The sequence below is a fragment of the Streptococcus sp. DTU_2020_1001019_1_SI_AUS_MUR_006 genome (assembly GCF_032340315.1).
Classification (GTDB): domain Bacteria; phylum Bacillota; class Bacilli; order Lactobacillales; family Streptococcaceae; genus Streptococcus.
Window position 1 is genome coordinate 959,394 of sequence record NZ_CP135436.1, and the last position, 16,639, is coordinate 976,032.

The 16,639-nt window shown below is 41.1% G+C and carries 22 protein-coding genes; 20 read left to right on the plus strand and 2 right to left on the minus strand.

From position 1 onward, the window contains the following. From RRU92_RS04745 to groL, 20 genes are all read left to right on the plus strand, one after another. Positions 1–183, plus strand: a complete 183-nt coding sequence (locus tag RRU92_RS04745; protein WP_315640813.1) for a hypothetical protein — start codon at positions 1–3, stop codon at positions 181–183. 327 nt (positions 184–510) lie between these two features. Continuing rightward, on the plus strand, positions 511–744 hold the full coding sequence (locus RRU92_RS04750) for a DUF1858 domain-containing protein (RefSeq protein WP_000368732.1): 234 nt from the start codon (positions 511–513) through the stop codon (positions 742–744). Next, entirely contained in the window at positions 744–2,078 is a 1,335-nt protein-coding gene (locus RRU92_RS04755) for a DUF438 domain-containing protein (protein WP_315640814.1), read from the plus strand. Before RRU92_RS04750 ends, RRU92_RS04755 begins: the two co-directional genes overlap by 1 nt. 9 nt (positions 2,079–2,087) lie before the next feature. Then, positions 2,088–2,342 carry a DUF1912 family protein gene (locus RRU92_RS04760; protein WP_060955310.1) on the plus strand — a complete coding sequence of 85 codons (255 nt, stop codon included), beginning with the start codon at positions 2,088–2,090 and terminating at the stop codon, positions 2,340–2,342. A 76-nt stretch (positions 2,343–2,418) separates the two neighbouring features. Further along, positions 2,419–2,709, plus strand: coding sequence for a DUF4651 domain-containing protein (locus RRU92_RS04765; protein ID WP_024053819.1), 291 nt, complete (start codon positions 2,419–2,421; stop codon positions 2,707–2,709). Further along, positions 2,706–3,023, plus strand: a complete 318-nt coding sequence (locus RRU92_RS04770; RefSeq protein WP_315640815.1) for a thioredoxin family protein — start codon at positions 2,706–2,708, stop codon at positions 3,021–3,023. Before RRU92_RS04765 ends, RRU92_RS04770 begins: the two co-directional genes overlap by 4 nt. 9 nt (positions 3,024–3,032) lie before the next feature. Beyond that, positions 3,033–3,659 (plus strand): YtpR family tRNA-binding protein, encoded by a 627-nt coding sequence (ytpR, locus tag RRU92_RS04775; protein ID WP_315640816.1) that lies wholly within the window; start codon positions 3,033–3,035, stop codon positions 3,657–3,659. 41 nt (positions 3,660–3,700) lie between these two features. After that, positions 3,701–4,462 (plus strand): SDR family NAD(P)-dependent oxidoreductase, encoded by a 762-nt coding sequence (locus RRU92_RS04780; protein ID WP_315640817.1) that lies wholly within the window; start codon positions 3,701–3,703, stop codon positions 4,460–4,462. 74 nt (positions 4,463–4,536) lie between these two features. After that, positions 4,537–4,932, plus strand: coding sequence for a single-stranded DNA-binding protein (locus tag RRU92_RS04785; RefSeq protein WP_000282453.1), 396 nt, complete (start codon positions 4,537–4,539; stop codon positions 4,930–4,932). 188 nt (positions 4,933–5,120) lie between these two features. After that, complete coding sequence (locus tag RRU92_RS04790) at positions 5,121–6,104, plus strand: substrate-binding domain-containing protein (protein ID WP_248034687.1); 984 nt, start codon at positions 5,121–5,123, stop codon at positions 6,102–6,104. Continuing rightward, positions 6,104–7,420, plus strand: coding sequence for a sensor histidine kinase (locus RRU92_RS04795; RefSeq protein ID WP_001224944.1), 1,317 nt, complete (start codon positions 6,104–6,106; stop codon positions 7,418–7,420). The genes RRU92_RS04790 and RRU92_RS04795 overlap by 1 nt, the downstream gene beginning before the upstream one ends. 6 nt (positions 7,421–7,426) lie before the next feature. Further along, the gene (locus RRU92_RS04800) at positions 7,427–8,110 is read left to right on the plus strand and encodes a response regulator transcription factor (protein WP_006147185.1); all 684 of its coding nucleotides are present in this window, start codon (positions 7,427–7,429) and stop codon (positions 8,108–8,110) included. Continuing rightward, positions 8,107–9,405, plus strand: a complete 1,299-nt coding sequence (locus RRU92_RS04805) for an extracellular solute-binding protein (RefSeq protein ID WP_248034686.1) — start codon at positions 8,107–8,109, stop codon at positions 9,403–9,405. The genes RRU92_RS04800 and RRU92_RS04805 overlap by 4 nt, the downstream gene beginning before the upstream one ends. A gap of 140 nt (positions 9,406–9,545) precedes the next feature. Continuing rightward, positions 9,546–9,983: a PTS sugar transporter subunit IIA gene (locus tag RRU92_RS04810; protein WP_214262372.1), complete on the plus strand. Its 438-nt coding sequence runs from the start codon at positions 9,546–9,548 to the stop codon at positions 9,981–9,983. A 14-nt stretch (positions 9,984–9,997) separates the two neighbouring features. Next, positions 9,998–10,492, plus strand: a complete 495-nt coding sequence (locus tag RRU92_RS04815) for a PTS system mannose/fructose/N-acetylgalactosamine-transporter subunit IIB (protein ID WP_070460178.1) — start codon at positions 9,998–10,000, stop codon at positions 10,490–10,492. 56 nt (positions 10,493–10,548) lie between these two features. Beyond that, positions 10,549–11,391, plus strand: coding sequence for a PTS sugar transporter subunit IIC (locus RRU92_RS04820; protein WP_315640819.1), 843 nt, complete (start codon positions 10,549–10,551; stop codon positions 11,389–11,391). Position 11,392: 1 nt separating this feature from the next. Next, complete coding sequence (locus RRU92_RS04825) at positions 11,393–12,229, plus strand: PTS system mannose/fructose/sorbose family transporter subunit IID (protein ID WP_000775055.1); 837 nt, start codon at positions 11,393–11,395, stop codon at positions 12,227–12,229. A 102-nt stretch (positions 12,230–12,331) separates the two neighbouring features. After that, the gene (locus RRU92_RS04830) at positions 12,332–12,625 is read left to right on the plus strand and encodes a DUF202 domain-containing protein (protein ID WP_315640821.1); all 294 of its coding nucleotides are present in this window, start codon (positions 12,332–12,334) and stop codon (positions 12,623–12,625) included. Between the two features lie 136 nt (positions 12,626–12,761). Then, entirely contained in the window at positions 12,762–13,046 is a 285-nt protein-coding gene (groES, locus tag RRU92_RS04835; RefSeq protein WP_049527054.1) for a co-chaperone GroES, read from the plus strand. Positions 13,047–13,061: 15 nt separating this feature from the next. Next, entirely contained in the window at positions 13,062–14,681 is a 1,620-nt protein-coding gene (gene groL, locus RRU92_RS04840; protein ID WP_315640824.1) for a chaperonin GroEL, read from the plus strand. 98 nt (positions 14,682–14,779) lie between these two features. Here the strand turns inward: groL and serS are convergent, their stop codons facing one another. Further along, positions 14,780–16,054, minus strand: coding sequence for a serine--tRNA ligase (gene serS, locus RRU92_RS04845; RefSeq protein WP_000884217.1), 1,275 nt, complete (start codon positions 16,052–16,054; stop codon positions 14,780–14,782). Between the two features lie 213 nt (positions 16,055–16,267). Continuing rightward, positions 16,268–16,639: a DUF956 family protein gene (locus tag RRU92_RS04850; RefSeq protein ID WP_070460172.1), complete on the minus strand. Its 372-nt coding sequence runs from the start codon at positions 16,637–16,639 to the stop codon at positions 16,268–16,270.

Sequence of the window (16,639 nt, forward strand, 5' to 3'; positions counted from 1 at the left end):
ATGGGGATCATAACAATACTGGCCAAAACCTACGGTAATTATCTTCTTACAAGGCAAGCTTTAAAAGTTGCAGAAACCATAAAAAAAGATGAAAACACAGTCGTTAGTTTGGCGAAATTAGTTCTCGTAGATAAGCTTATGGATACAGCTACTTGGTTGATGAAGCCGGAGGATAAAGAATGAAATCTTTTTGGAAGCTCTTCACTCTTCTTTTTATAACACCAATTGTCGGTCTGATAAAAATTCTCTGGTTTTTAATCTCTTTCGCCTTCCAATTACTGTTCTATAAGATTCTTTTCAAGATCATAGACTGGTTTTTCAAACTTCTTTAATGATAATACTAAAGATACATTAAGACTTTGGGATATTTACTAGGAAGAGTCTATATAATTAGAAATAATGAAGTGATACGAAATAAACTAGCAAGTCTTCTACTGCTAGTTTTTTAATCTTTGCCCTTGTGGTATAATAAAAAAGAAAAAACTGTTAGAGAATATGATGGAGGTTATGATGGACAATATCATTGATGTATCTATTCCTGTTGCGGAAGTGGTGGACAAGCATCCAGAAGTTTTAGATATCCTAGTAGAACTCGGTTTTAAACCTCTTGCAAATCCCTTGATGCGAAATACAGTCGGACGAAAAGTATCGCTTAAACAGGGGTCTAAGCTGGAGGGAACTCCTATGGACAAGATTGTACGCACACTTGAAGCAAATGGTTACGAAGTGATTGGATTAGACTAATGACAGATGAACGAATTCATGTCCTACGGGATATTTTATTAGAATTGCATCATGGAGCCTCCCCTGAATCCGTTCAGGAACGCTTTGATGCAACCTTTACAGGTGTATCAGCTATCGAGATTTCCCTCATGGAGCACGAGTTGATGAACTCGGACTCAGGTGTGACCTTTGAAGACGTCATGGAGCTCTGTGATGTCCATGCCAATCTCTTTAAAAATGCTGTTAAGGGTGTCGAAGTTGAAGATACAGAGCATTCAGGTCATCCCGTGCGTGTCTTTAAGGATGAAAATCTAGCCCTTCGAGCTGCCTTGATTCGTGTTCGTAGATTGTTAGATACATATGAGTCTATGGAAGACGAGGAAATGCTTGCGGAGATGCGTAAGGGTTTGGTTCGGCAGATGGGACTTGTAGGTCAATTTGACCGTCACTACCAGCGGAAGGAAGAGCTCTTCTTTCCTATTATGGAGCGTTACGGACATGATTCGCCACCAAAAGTTATGTGGGGAGTGGATGACCAGATCAGGGAACTCTTTCAAACAGCTTTAGCGTCAACTAAGTCGCTCCCAGAAGTGCCAATTTCCGCCGTAAAGGAAGCTTTTGAAGCTTTTGCGACTGAATTTGAGAGTATGATTTTCAAGGAAGAGTCCATCCTCCTCATGATTCTGCTCGAATCCTTCACCCAGGATGACTGGATTCAGATTGCAGAGGAAAGTGATGCTTATGGCTATGCGATCATCCGTCCGTCTGAGAAATGGGTTCCTGAACGTCAAAGTTTTGTTGAGGAAAAAAGTGTAGAAGAACCAACTCAGCCAGAAACTGTAGATGGACAGGTTCAACAAGTGATTGATACGCCAGAGGGTCAGTTTACTATCACCTTTACACCTAAGGAAAAGGAAGCAGTGATGGACCGAAATAGTCAGCAGGCTTTTGGAAATGGCTATCTTTCAGTTGAACAAGCTAATCTTATCCTTAATCATTTGCCTATGGAGATTACCTTTGTTAATAAGGATGATATCTTCCAGTATTACAATGACAATACGCCAGCAGATGAGATGATTTTCAAGCGGACACCGTCTCAAGTCGGGCGCAATGTCGAACTATGTCATCCGCCCAAGTATTTGGATAAGGTAAAAACCATTATGCAAGGTCTTCGTGAAGGGAAAAAAGACAAGTACGAGATGTGGTTCAAGTCAGAATCACGGGGCAAGTTTGTTCATATCACTTATGCTGCTGTACACGATGAAAATGGAGAATTTCAAGGTGTATTGGAGTATGTTCAGGATATCCAGCCTTACCGTGAGATTGATACAGATTATTATCGAGGAATAGAATAAGGAGAAACAATGAGTTACGAACAAGAATTTATGAAGGAATTTGAAGCCTGGGTTAATACCCAAATCATGATTAATGATATGGCGCTCAAGGAAAGCCAAAAGGTCTATGAAGAAGATCAAGATGAGCGGGCTAAAGATGCCATGATTCGCTATGAAAGCCGCTTAGATGCCTACCAGTTCTTGCTAGGCAAGTTTGAAAATTTCAAGACAGGCAAGGGATTCCATGATTTACCAGAAGATTTATTTGGAGAGAGAAACTATTAAGTTTTCAATATTGGTAAAGGGGAGTGGGACTCCCTTTTTCATTGTTCCTTGAGCCTTTTTGTGTTACAATGTTAGCATGAAAACGAAAAATATTATTAAAACAGGTTTGGTTGTGGCAGGACTTGGAGCTCTTGCCTTTGGAGCTAAGAAAGTAGCTGATGATCACAAACTCATGAAGACGCAGGAAGAGTTGACTGCTATTGTGCGTGACTACTTTTCAGAAATGGGTGAGATTGGAACTCTCTATGTTCAAGTGTATGAAAGTAGTTTAGAACGTCTTGTTGGTGGTGTTATTTTTGAAGATGGTCGTCACTATACCTTTGTCTACGAAGATGAAGATCTCATCTATGAGGAGGAAGTTTTATGATTTCTCCGAACAGTTTAGAAGAATTAGCGAATTTAGTAGAACAGGATGGCAAGAAGGTCTTCCTTTTTGTTGCGGATTGGTGTGGTGATTGCCGCTATATCTACCCTGCCTTGCCAGAGATTGAAGAGAGCAATCCAGAGTTTACTTTTATACGGGTCGACCGAGATGAGTACATGGAACTTGCCAAACTTTGGGATGTATATGGGATTCCAAGTCTGGTTGTTTTAGACAAGGACAAGGAGATTGGGCGTTTTGTCAATCGTGACCGTAAAACCAAGGGGCAAATCAATGACTTTTTAGCAAGTTTGAAATAGGAGAAAAGAATGATTTTTACATATAATAAAGAACATGTCGGCGATGTCCTTATGGTCATCGTGAAAAACAGTGGAGATGCCAAACTAGATGTTGAGCGTAAAGGTAATGTAGCGCGTGTTTTCCTAAAAGAAACTGGTGAGACTGTCGCTTGGAACATTTTTGAAGTTTCTAGCATGTTTGAAATCTCTGAGCGCGGGCAAGTCTTTTTAACTGACGACCAAGTAGCTCGTTTGAACCAAGAATTGCAAGAAGAAGGGTTTGCTGAAGAAATCATCAATGACAAGGAACCAAAATTTGTTGTCGGTGAGATTGTAGAGATGGTTGCGCATCCAGATAGTGACCACCTCAATATCTGTCAGGTTGCTGTTGGGAAGGACAAAACAGTACAAATTGTTGCAGGTGCTCCCAATGCGCGTGTCGGTTTGAAAACCATTGTAGCTCTTCCTGGCGCTATGATGCCAAAAGGGAATCTCATTTTTCCAGGCGAACTTCGTGGGGAACAGAGTTTTGGCATGATGTGCAGCCCTCGTGAACTTGCCTTGCCAAATGCTCCCCAAAAACGTGGTGTCATTGAATTGTCAGACGACCAAGTTGTAGGAACACCCTTTGACCCAGCTAAGCACTGGACTGCTTAATTCATGAACCTTATCTATAATCATTGTTAGAGGGGAATAAGATGGCAAAAAATGTGGTCATTACAGGTGCAACATCAGGTATTGGTGAAGCAATTGCGCGTGCTTATCTAAAAGAAGGTGAGAATATCGTTCTTACAGGGCGTCGAACAGAAAGACTCGAAGTCCTAAAAAATGAGTTTTTAGAAGCCTTTCCAAATCAAAAAGTCTGGACCTTTCCGTTAGATGTTACAGATATGAGCATGGTAAAGACTGTTTGCTCAGAAATTTTAGCAATTGTAGGTCAGGTTGATATCCTGGTCAATAACGCCGGACTTGCTTTAGGCTTAGCTCCTTACCAGGGCTATGAAGAGTTGGATATGTTAACTATGCTGGATACCAATGTCAAGGGATTGATGGCAGTTACACGCTGTCTCTTGCCTTCCATGGTAGCAGCTAATCAAGGACATATCATCAATATGGGGTCTACTGCAGGTATATACGCATATGCTGGGGCAGCGGTCTATTCAGCAACCAAGGCTGCAGTCAAGACCTTTTCAGATGGGCTTCGAATTGACACCATTGCGACAGATATCAAGGTAACCACTATTCAACCAGGTATTGTTGAAACAGATTTTTCAAAAGTTCGTTTCCATGGAGATGAGGCACGGGCTGCGACGGTCTATCAGGGACTCGAAGCCTTGCAGGCACAAGATATCGCAGATGCTGTTGTCTATGTAACCAGTCAACCACGACGTGTACAAATCACAGATATGACCATCATGGCCAATCAACAAGCAACTGGATTTATGATTCACAGAGATTAACATTATTTAAAAAAGTTACAAATTTTGTAACTTTTTTCTTTTACCTTCGAATAGATAAGTAGGAGGATGAAAAAATGTATAATAAAGTTATTATGATCGGACGTTTGACGTCTACACCAGAGTTGCACAAAACCAACAATGATAAGTCTGTTGCACGAGCAACTATCGCAGTGAATCGCCGTTATAAAGATCAAAATGGGGAACGTGAAGCAGACTTCATCAATATTGTGGTCTGGGGAAAATTGGCTGAAACCTTGGCTAGTTATGGAAGCAAGGGTAGTCTCATTTCTGTGGATGGGGAACTTCGTACCCGTAAGTTTGAGAAGAATGGCCAGACCAACTATGTAACAGAAGTTCTCTGTACAGGTTTCCAACTCTTAGAAAGCCGTGCCCAACGTGCTATGCGTGAAAATAATGCAGGACAAGACTTAGCAGATTTGGTCTTGGAAGAAGAGGAACTTCCATTTTAATATCAATCAAATAGAAGAGCTGGTTCGCCTATAGACCAGCTTTTTCTATTGTTTTTGTGCTATTGTTCGGAAATTAATTCTTAAATAGGTCAAATAAATGCACTTGTACAATAAAATCAAGCACTTTTTTTGAAAAAGTAGTAGAATAAAGTAATATATATTCAAAATTTTCAGAAAAGGAATGAAATTTGACGAAAAATAAAGAGAAAATAGAATTGTTGAAATGGCTGATAAAGCGTCTATTACTGCTGATTCCAGTGGTCTGTGTTCTCTTATGGGTTTTCGGCCGTTGTCAAACAAGTGGCATCAAGGATCAGACTAAAATTGGTGTCACCTATATGACCATGAACAATGGGTTCTATAAAAGTATTCATTCGGAAATTAGTCGAATTGCCGATGAAAGAGGAGCTCTTGTTTATGTCCGAGATCCAGAATTGGACGAAGAAAGACAGAGCCAACAGATTGATGATTTTTGTGCTCAAAAAGTTGATATGATAGTGATCAATCCGGTCAAGGGGGATAGCCAGTCAATTTTAACTGCTCTTGAAAAAGCTAGAAAACAAGGAATTAAAATCATTGCGGTCGATACCCAACTGAAGAATTTTAAGCCGGATGCAAGTATTGTATCCGATAATTACCAAGCGGGAGTATTGATTGCTAAAGAGTTGATGAAACGTTCTTCTAGTGCTCGGGTCCTCCTTTTGGAACATAAGGGGACTGTTTCAGCAGATACGAGGATTCAGGGCTTTAAAGACACTATAGAGGGGCACAGTTCTTATCAGATTGTCTCGGAACTAGAAACCAAGGGGCAAACGGAAATCGCCATGCCGGCCGTCCAGAATTTTTTACAATCAGGGGTTGAAATTGATACCTTGGTTGCCTTAAATGACCGCTCAGCTATAGGAGCTCTGGCTGCAATTAAGGAGCAAGGAATAACTTACCCCATTGCGATTTATGGAATCGATGGTTCACCAGATATGAAATCTTTGTTGCACTCGACGGATGATGTTGTGGGAACCGTTGCTCAGTCTCCTTTGAAGATGGGAGATCGCGTGATGGAGATCATTCAAGATATTGCTGAAGGGAAGAGCTATACCAAAGAGGTGAGCATTCCAGTTGAAATGATGACAAAGGAAAACATTGATCAGTTTGATGTGAATGGGTGGCAGTAATGAGAAAGTTTAGAGGTGTCCGATACAGTTTGGCCATTCTTATGGTCGTCAATTTTATCGCTGTTATGCTAAACAGTATCATCTATCTTCAAGCAACCAACTATATCATTGCTCAACGCCAAGCTTCTCTATTATTAGAGCGCCTAGAGCGTATTCCCTTTGCTCCATCTACGACTTTTTGGTTGTCTGCAGTTTTGTTTGCTGGGATTGCTTTGATATCGATGAGTCGATATCTGCCTCAAACGAGTCGATGGTCTATTTTTGATAAGAGGAATATTCTGGAGATTCTCCTGATGCTGCTTCTGATGTGGGTTCAAAATGTAGCTTATAACGGGCTCATTCTCTTGGTTTTTGCGGATATCTTCTATGGTTCCAAAGAGTTGAATACCAAGAGAGATCGGAAGTATTGGTTTGCCTTTATCCTAGTGAGCTTTTTGATGCTCCTTGTGACAAATTCAGATGTCTTTTCACTTTTCTTCCCGATTCCGTCCTTAGATGTCTATATTCATTTTTATCCTGAATCTATCCGCATTTTGGCCTTTTTCTTAAAGAATTCCCTTTATGCCTCGAATATGGTACTCTTCATTATTTCACTTTTGTTTTATATTATGAACGTCCTTGCGGAAAACCACGAAGTAGAGGAAGAATTGGCTATGGTGTCCAAGGTTAATACGGAGTTGAACAATTATATGGCCTTGTCTGAGAAGATTGCAGAGGATCGGGAGCGTAAGCGGATTGCTCGTGAGATTCATGATACTCTGGGGCACGCACTAACAGGCATCTCAGCAGGTTTAGATGCTGTTGGGGTCTTGATCGATATCGATCCAAATCGGGCAAAAGAGCAGGTGAAAAACGTATCAGAAGTGGTCCGTGAAGGAATCCAAGATGTGAGAGGTTCTCTTAATCGTCTTCGTCCGGGAGCACTTGAGGGACGAACTCTCAAAGATGCTTTAGAAAAGACCATCCGCGAGTATCAAATTCTTTCCAACTTACAAGTTGATCTAAACTATGAATGGGTAGATGTCGATATGGATGTCATGATTGAAGATACGATCTTTCGTGTGATTCAAGAGTCTATGACCAATGCGGTTCGCCACGGTCACGCCAGCCAACTAAAACTCCATTTTTTTGAGGATAAAGAGAATTATTTGATCGCTTTGCAAGATAATGGAGTTGGGTTTGAAACCTTAACTTATGGTTATGGACTCAAACAGATGATGGAGCGTATTTCAATTCTAGGAGGCCAGCTTCAATTTGAAAGTCGCGATGGATTTTTCACACGTGTCAGTTTACCAAAATATAAAGAAGGGAGATAAGATATGGTGATAAAAGTAATGGTGGCAGATGACCAAGCCTTGATTCGAGAATCTTTGAAAATTATTTTGTCGGCTCACTCCGACATCGAAGTGGTAGCTACAGTGGAAGATGGGAATCATGTCTTGTCCAGCATTCCACAGACGCATCCGGATCTGATCCTGATGGATATTCGGATGCCAGGCATGGATGGGGTTTTGGCTACAAAAGAAGTAAAAGAACACTATCCGGATATCAAAATTATTATTTTAACAACTTTTGACGATGATGAATTTATCTATAGTGCACTCAAGTATGGTGCTTCAGGATATCTCTTAAAGGGAGCCTCGACAGAAGAGCTCTATGAGGCTATTAAGGTGGTGCATCAGGGTGGAGCTATGATCAATCCCAATATCGCAAGCAAGGTCTTTCAGATCTTCTCTCAAATGGCCAAATCGAATTTCTCTATTGCTGTGGATGAGGACAACGTCAAGGATTTGAGCACGACAGAATGGCGAATTATTCAAGAAGTCGGCTATGGCGAGTCAAACAAAGAAATTGCTGCCAAACTTTTCTTGTCAGAAGGAACTGTGCGCAATTACCTATCAACGATTTTGGCGAAATTAAACCTAAGAGATCGAACGCAATTAGCAATTTGGTCAGTTCAAACAGGAGTGACTAGACGCGATTTTTCAAAAGGAAATACGGAATGAAATTAAACCGAAAGCATCTTTGTTGGGGAATCGTTCTCCTTTTTGTGCTCTCTTTGAGTACTGGTTTTTATTGGTGGAAACAACAACCAATCGTGCTCCATATAGGCGTTTATGCAGGATCTAGTTGGGATGTACCGACCAGTCAACGCTCCCATGCTTTGGATCTTGCGATTCAAAAATTTGAAAAGTCCCATCCTAATGTCCGTGTGGAATATGAAAATGGGATTCCACAGTCGGATTATTCAGACTGGCTCTCAGAAAAAATTGTTTCAGGAAAGACGCCGGATGTGTTCATGGTCTCTGAGCAAGATCTGTCCTTATTGGCGGCACGTGGCGTTCTAGAAAAGTTAAATGGCTATATGAATCAAGAAGACCAAGCTGCTTTTTATCCTGTTGCATTTGAATCAGGTGTCTATCAGGGGCAATCCTATGCCTTACCTTATGAAAGTAATCCTATTTTGATGTGTGTCAATAAAGATTTGCTGGACAAAGAAGGCATTGAGGTTCCCAAGGAAGGTTGGAGTTTGGAAGAGTTCCATACAATTTGTAAAAAACTAACCAAAGATACCAATGGAGATGGTCAATTGGATCAGTTTGGGAGTACAGAATATACCTGGAAAGAAGCTTTGGCAGCAAATGGGGGTAGTCTCTTTCAAGGAGGGATGCTCAAACTTACGGCTCCAGAAGTCAAAGAGTCTTTGACTTTTTTACAAAAATTGGAAGAGTTGAATAAGAACTATAAGGTGAGTTCCAAAGATTTTGACCAGGGGAAAGTCGCTTTTTATCCCATGACTTTGGCTCAATATAGAACCTATAAACCTTATCCTTACCATGTTTCAAAATATTCAAACTTCACCTGGACCTGTATCCCTATGCCTGCTAAGTCAAAAACTACCAAGGCGACTTTGGTTACGACGACTTCTTTTGCCATGTCTGCTCGGACCCCTCATTCCAAGTTAGCTTGGGAATTGATGCAAGTGTTGACAGAAGATCCAGAAATTCAACAACTCCTCTTTGATCAATCTCAAGGGATTTCCGTTATGCCACAGGTGGTCCAAAGTCAGTCTAGTAAAGATCTTTTACAGGTAGATGATTTTGGCACGGATTCCTTGACCAATCAGACCTTGAATCGTATCATGGAACAAGCTGTTGAAAGTAGTCCCAAGAATGTCTCTAAAGAAATGTTGGAAAAGCTGGACTACTTGATTGGCAATGCTTTGCGCGATCAAGATGTCGAGAACCGCTTGCCTCAAATTCAGAGGGAAATTGAAAGTAGTCTTCAGGTAGGAGTTTAAAGAAAAATAAGATGACATTGTGTCAAGTGACAGATGTCATTTTTTTGTTACTAAATGTCATGTTTATCATGTGACATTTGACAATGTAAAAGCGCTTCCAAATGTTCTACAATAGAGTCAAATAAAGGAGGTGTAGAAAAATGAAATATCTCATTTTAGTCAGTCATGGTGGATTAGCAGAAGGACTAAAAACATCGCTAGCTATGTTTGCTGGTGACAAGATGAATCAGGTCATCGCAGTTGGACTTAAGGAAGGAAAATCGGTCGATGACTTTGCAGTTGATTTTAGAGAGAGCATTTCAGAATTGACAGCAGATGATTCTGTGCTGGTCTTGGCAGACATTGTAGGTGGTAGTCCATTAACCACGGCAGCTACTGTCCTAGAAGAAGCTGGAAAGCTAGATGGAGCTTTGATCCTTGGTGGGATGAACCTGACCATGGCCCTGACAGCAGTTGTGATGAAGGATGTGTTGGATGGAGACGATTTGTCAGCAACTATCTTATCAGAAGCACAATCTGCACTACAACCTTTTGAAGTTTCAGCCACTAGTGCTGAAGAAGATGATGACGATATTTAATAGGGAGGTACCTTATGGTAGTAACATTTGTACGGATTGATGACCGCATGATTCACGGTCAAACAGTCACACGCTGGGCAAAAGAAAAACCATGTGATGGTTTGATTGCCGTAAACGATGCAGCAGCATCAAACAAGGTTTTGATCCAAGCTTACAAAGGCGCATCAGACAAGAAAACCTTTGTATGGACAAAAGAAGCCTTTAAAGAAAAGTCAGCAAAAGTAACGGAATCTGACAGTCGGTACTTCTTGATTACCAAAAACCCAATCGATATGAAGGAAATTTTGGTGGATCAAGGTTTTGTCCCAGGTGATGTCAGAGAAATCATCGTTGGCCCTGCAAATGATAGACCTGGTGCAGTGAAATTGGGCAATAACCAATCCATCACCCAGGAAGAAGCAGAAGCCTTTCAGGCTATTCAAGCAGCAGGATATAAGGTGAAATTCCAGTTATTGCCTGATGTTTCGATTGGTTACTGGGATGATTTCAAATCTAAATTTGGTTTTTAAACCTAACAGTTTTATTAGTTAGATAAATAAATTTACAAACAAAAGGAGCGTTTGTTATGACAATTTCATGGATTCAAGCAATCTTGCTTGCTGTTTTCGCCAGCTTGTCTTCAATGCCTGGTATGGGAGGTTCCAGTATCGGGAACTATACACTCGGTCGTCCCTTGATCGGTGGGTTGATTTCAGGTTTAATTCTTGGAGATGTGACAACCGGTATTATGGTCGGGGTTGCCCTTCAAGTAGTTTATATCGCCTTGGTAACACCTGGTGGAACCGTATCTGCCGATGTTCGTGCCATCTCTTATATCGGTGTTCCCCTTGCTATCTTGTTTGTGCATGCAAATCACATCACAGACGAAGCTGGAATTGCCGCAGCTGCAGCCCCAATCGGTGCGGCCGTTGGGACAATCGGTACTGTTCTTTTCTACGGTACAGCTACAATGAACTTGCTTTGGCAACACATTGGTTGGAAAGCTGTTGAAGAAGGAAACTTCAAAAAACTCTACGCAGTTGACTGGGTTTATCCTTGGATTTCTCACTTCCTCTTCTCTTTCCTTCCAACTATGATTATCACCAAATATGGTGAAAATATGGTTGATTTGATGAAACTTTACCTGCCTATGGATGGTTTCTGGATGAAAGCCCTCTTTACAGTTGGAGCCCTTCTCCCATGTGTCGGTATTGCTATCTTGTTGAAACAAATTGTTACAAAAGCAACTGACTTCATTCCATTCTTTGTTGGATTTACCTTGGCTAAATCTCTCGGCTTGAACTTGGTAGCTAGTGCGGTTGTTTCATTGATCTTTGCAGTAATCTACTATGAACTTGAAGTGATTAAATCTATGAAAGCAGCTCCGGCTGGAGTGGTGTACGTAGATGATGAGGAGGAGGATATTTAAAATGGCTGATAGAAAGAAAATTTCAAAGAAAACATTAGCAAAAGCATTTCATCATTGGTATTATGGCCATTTGACTTGTTTCTCTCAAGAACACATGCAAACCTTCGGGTACTTGACTTCTATGCTTCCAATCGTAGAAGAAATGTATGATACAAAAGAAGAACAAAAAGATGCCATGCAAACCTATACTGCCTTCTTCAATACTGAACCACAACTTGGCTCTCTCGTTGTAGGGATTACGGCTGGTTTGGAAGAAGCGCGTGCAAATGGAGATGCAGTGGATGGTGAAACCATCAATGGTATGCGTGCCGGTTTGATGGGGCCAATCGCTGGTATCGGTGACTCTTTGGTCGTTGGGACCTTGATTCCAGTTCTTTTGGGGATTGCCCTCGGTCTCTCTAAAGGTGGTAACATCGCTGGTGCTATCTTCTACATCGTTGTATGGAACCTCTTAGTATACTTTGGTATGCGCTTTGCCTTCTTTAAAGGGTATCAATTAGGGGATAAAGCCGTTGAATTCCTAGTAGGACCAAAAGGACAAGCACTTCGTAAAGCAATCAGCGTTGTCGGCGGTATGGTTATCGGTGCGGTAGCAGCAACTTGGGTATCTGTTACAACAGCTCTTCAATTCGAGAATTCTGAAGGAAAAGTCTTCTTAAATATCCAAGAAAAGATTGATGGTGTTTATCCAGGTCTCTTGACAGCAACTTTCATCACTATTTGCTGGTGGTTAATGTCTAAGAAAAAAGTTTCACCAAACAAAGTAATGTTGCTTCTAGTTGTTGTCGCTTTGGTCGGTGTTGCTCTAGGTATCTTTGACCCACATCTTAATTACTAAGCTCAAGAAAAGCACATATTTACTAGTAGAAAATTTTGAGAATGAAGAAGACTAACCTCCTTCTCTTGCCCTTCATTCTCAATTTTTGTCAGGAGAATCCTCATGGTTACAAAACAAGAACTTGTTAATGGATATGAAACAGAAATTAAGTATCAACGTCATATGATTGAAAATCTTGGCCGTTGGTTTAGCTTACTCTTTATCATTGCCAGTATAGGTATAGTCTTAATTTATCTCTTTCATAAAAGCTTCCTCCCAATCTTAATTTTCGGAATTTTACTTGCCTTAGTTGGAATATTGGGAATGGTGGTTTTTGGATATGGTATCTATCGAGGACGGATCAATCTCCAAAAGGTTATCAATGATTTCAATCAAAAATTGACGATTCTCAATTAATATTAAAGGAACATCTCATTCGTTTTTGAGGTGTTTTTTTCTTGACTATTTCTGACTAAGTGATACAATAGAACTATGGTTTAGCACTCGTTCGTAAAGAGTGCTAACAATATGATTATGTTATGGAGGAAAACAGATGTTGAAACCATTAGGGGACCGTGTGGTCTTGAAAATTGAAGAGAAAGAACAAACAGTCGGAGGCTTTGTCCTCGCAAAATCAGCCCAAGAAGAAACGAAAACAGCTACAGTAGTGGCTACTGGACAAGGTGTTCGCACCTTGAGCGGTGAACTAGTCGCTCCAAGTGTAAAAGTTGGAGATCAAGTTTTAGTCGAAGCTCATGCAGGTATCGAGGTCAAAGATGGTGACGAAAAATATGTCATCGTGGGTGAAGCTAACATCTTAGCAATCGTGGAAGAATAAGAGGAGGAAATAAGTATGTCAAAAGAGATTAAATTTTCATCTGATGCGCGCTCAGCTATGGTCCGTGGTGTTGATATCCTAGCTGATACAGTTAAAGTAACCTTGGGGCCTAAAGGACGTAACGTAGTTCTTGAAAAATCATTCGGTTCACCATTGATTACCAATGATGGTGTAACAATCGCTAAAGAAATCGAACTAGAAGACCATTTTGAAAATATGGGTGCCAAATTGGTGTCAGAAGTGGCTTCTAAAACCAATGATATCGCTGGTGACGGGACAACTACTGCAACAGTTTTGACCCAAGCTATTGTTCGTGAAGGAATCAAAAACGTTACGGCTGGCGCAAACCCAATCGGTATCCGTCGTGGAATTGAAGCAGCGGTTGCTGCAGCAGTAGAAGCCTTGAAGAACAATGCTATTCCAGTTGCTAATAAAGAAGCAATCGCCCAAGTAGCTGCCGTATCCTCTCGCTCTGAAAAAGTTGGTGAATACATCTCTGAAGCCATGGAAAAAGTTGGTAAAGATGGAGTTATCACTATTGAAGAATCACGTGGAATGGAAACAGAGCTTGAAGTTGTAGAAGGAATGCAATTTGACCGTGGTTATCTATCACAGTACATGGTCACTGACAATGAAAAAATGGTTGCAGATCTTGAAAATCCATACATTTTGATTACAGATAAAAAGATTTCAAATATCCAAGAAATCTTGCCACTTCTAGAAAGCATTCTTCAAAGCAGTCGTCCCCTCTTGATCATTGCAGACGATGTTGACGGTGAAGCTCTTCCAACTCTTGTTTTGAACAAGATCCGTGGAACCTTCAACGTAGTTGCTGTTAAGGCACCAGGATTTGGTGACCGACGCAAGGCTATGTTGGAAGACATCGCAATTTTGACAGGCGGAACTGTTATCACAGAAGATCTTGGTCTTGAATTGAAAGATGCTACTATCGAAGCGCTTGGTCAAGCAGCTAAAGTGTCTGTTGATAAAGATAGTACAGTCATTGTAGAAGGTGCAGGTAATCCTGAAGCAATTGCTAACCGTGTCGCTGTCATCAAGTCTCAAATTGAAACAACAACATCAGAATTTGACCGTGAAAAACTCCAAGAACGCTTGGCTAAATTGTCAGGTGGGGTAGCAGTTATCAAGGTTGGTGCAGCAACTGAAACTGAGTTGAAAGAAATGAAACTCCGTATCGAAGATGCCCTCAATGCGACTCGCGCAGCTGTTGAGGAAGGTATCGTTGCAGGTGGTGGTACTGCCCTTGTCAATGTTATCTCTGCTGTTGTGGCCTTGGAGTTAGAAGGTGATGAAGCAACAGGACGCAACATTGTTCTTCGTGCCTTGGAAGAACCTGTACGTCAAATCGCTTACAATGCAGGTTATGAAGGTTCAATTGTTATTGATCGTTTGAAAAATGCAGAGCTTGGAACAGGCTTCAATGCTGCAACAGGTGAATGGGTCAACATGATTGAAGCAGGAATTATCGATCCTGTTAAGGTTAGCCGTTCAGCCCTTCAGAATGCAGCTTCAGTAGCAAGCTTGATTCTAACAACAGAAGCAGTCGTAGCTAACAAACCAGAACCAGCTGCACCAGCGCCAGCTATGGATCCATCAATGATGGGTGGATACTAAGAAATAAATAAAAACAGGTAGAATGAAAGATTTCTACCTGTTTCTTTTGAATTACTCAAAAAGAGGAAGCTCAGCCTCCTCTTTTTACATCTATTTAATTATGGTTTGATAACTTCAGCTCCACCCATGTATGGACGAAGAACTTCTGGAATGGTCACAGAACCATCTTCGTTTTGATAGTTTTCAAGGATAGCAGCGACTGTACGTCCGACAGCAAGTCCAGAACCATTCAAAGTATGAAGAAGTTTAACCTTACCATCGGCTTCATCACGGTAACGGATTTGGGCACGACGAGCTTGGAAATCTTCTGTATTTGAACAGCTTGAGATTTCACGATAAGTATTTTGCGCAGGAATCCATACTTCCAAGTCATAAGTCTTAGCAGCAGAGAAGCCCATATCTCCAGTAGAGAGAGCAACCACACGGTATGGAAGGTTGAGTTTTTGAAGGATGTTTTCAGCGTTGGCTGTCATCTTTTCTAGTTCTTCGTATGACTCTTCAGGTTTGGCAAATTTCACCATTTCAACCTTGTGGAATTGGTGTAAACGAATCAAACCGCGAGTATCGCGACCAGCTGAACCAGCTTCAGAACGGAATGATGGACTCATAGCAGTAAAGTAGATTGGTAAGTCTTTTCCATCAAGAATTTCATCACGGTAGTAGTTGGTCAGAGGAACTTCAGCTGTAGGAATGAGGACATAGTTCGTATCTTTCAATTCAAATGTATCTTCTTTGAATTTTGGATATTGACCAGTACCGAACATAGAATCATGGTTAACCATATAAGGTGTGATGACTTCAGTGTAACCTTCTTTTCCATGCTCATCCAACATGAAGTTGTAGATAGCACGTTCCAAACGAGCTCCAAGTCCTTTATAGAAGAGGAAGCGAGCCCCTGTTACCTTACCGCCGCGTTCCCAGTCAAGAATACCAAGGTCTTCACCTAGATCCCAGTGAGCTTTTGGTTCAAAGTCGAACTCGCGAGGAGTTCCCCAACGGCGAACTTCTACGTTATCATCTTCGTCTGCACCGATAGGCACGCTATCAGCTGGGATGTTTGGAAGAGTTGTGGTAAATTCTGTCAATTTAGCATCAATTTCTGCCAATTCAGCATCAAGAGCTTTGACCTCAGCAGATAGGGTTTGCATAGCTGCAATCTTGTCGTCTGCATTTTCCTTGTTACGTTTAGCTTGGGCAATCTCAGCAGAAACTGTGTTACGTTCAGCCTTGAGGGTTTCAACCTTAACCAAGATGTCACGTCGTTTGGCATCGATTTCTTTCATCTCGTTCAAGATAGCAGCATCTACACCACGTGTAGCTAGTTTTTCTGCGACAGCATCAAAGTCTGTACGAATACGTTTGATATCTAACATATAAACTCCTTTATGAAAAAAGCACACCTGACAAAGCGTTGGAGTGGCAGGGCCACGGTTCCATCCAACTTCACAGGTGTGCACTTGATTCTGTATTTGATTTAAAACAACGGTAGAATTTCAATTAAATCTTCTATCTGCTCGCAGCACCCGCAGACTTTCTGAAAGAAGGAAGTAACCTACTTATCCGTTTCTATGATTATACTAAACTTTCTATTTTTTTGCAAATAGATTTTTAATTTTTCGACCAATGATTTGGACTAAGGTAGGAAGTTTGACTACCTTGTCATTTCCCAATTTTTCACGAGCAATCTTAAGAATTTTTCCAGAGTCTTTTGAGGCGAAAAGGAATTTTCCTTGGTCTGTAAAGACTTCAAAATGCCGACTAACCTTGCGGCCTGAAACATTGGCTCCGATTTGGTTAACGCTGGACCATGGGATTTGAATATAGTCCTCGACATTACGGTCTGCGTAAAATTCTAGCGCATGATCTCCAACCAGAAATTTTCCAACCTTTCCTGTAATGGAGAGATAGGAAGTTCCAGTTGTTTGCAAGTCGACGACCTTGTTGAGGGATTGTGCCAT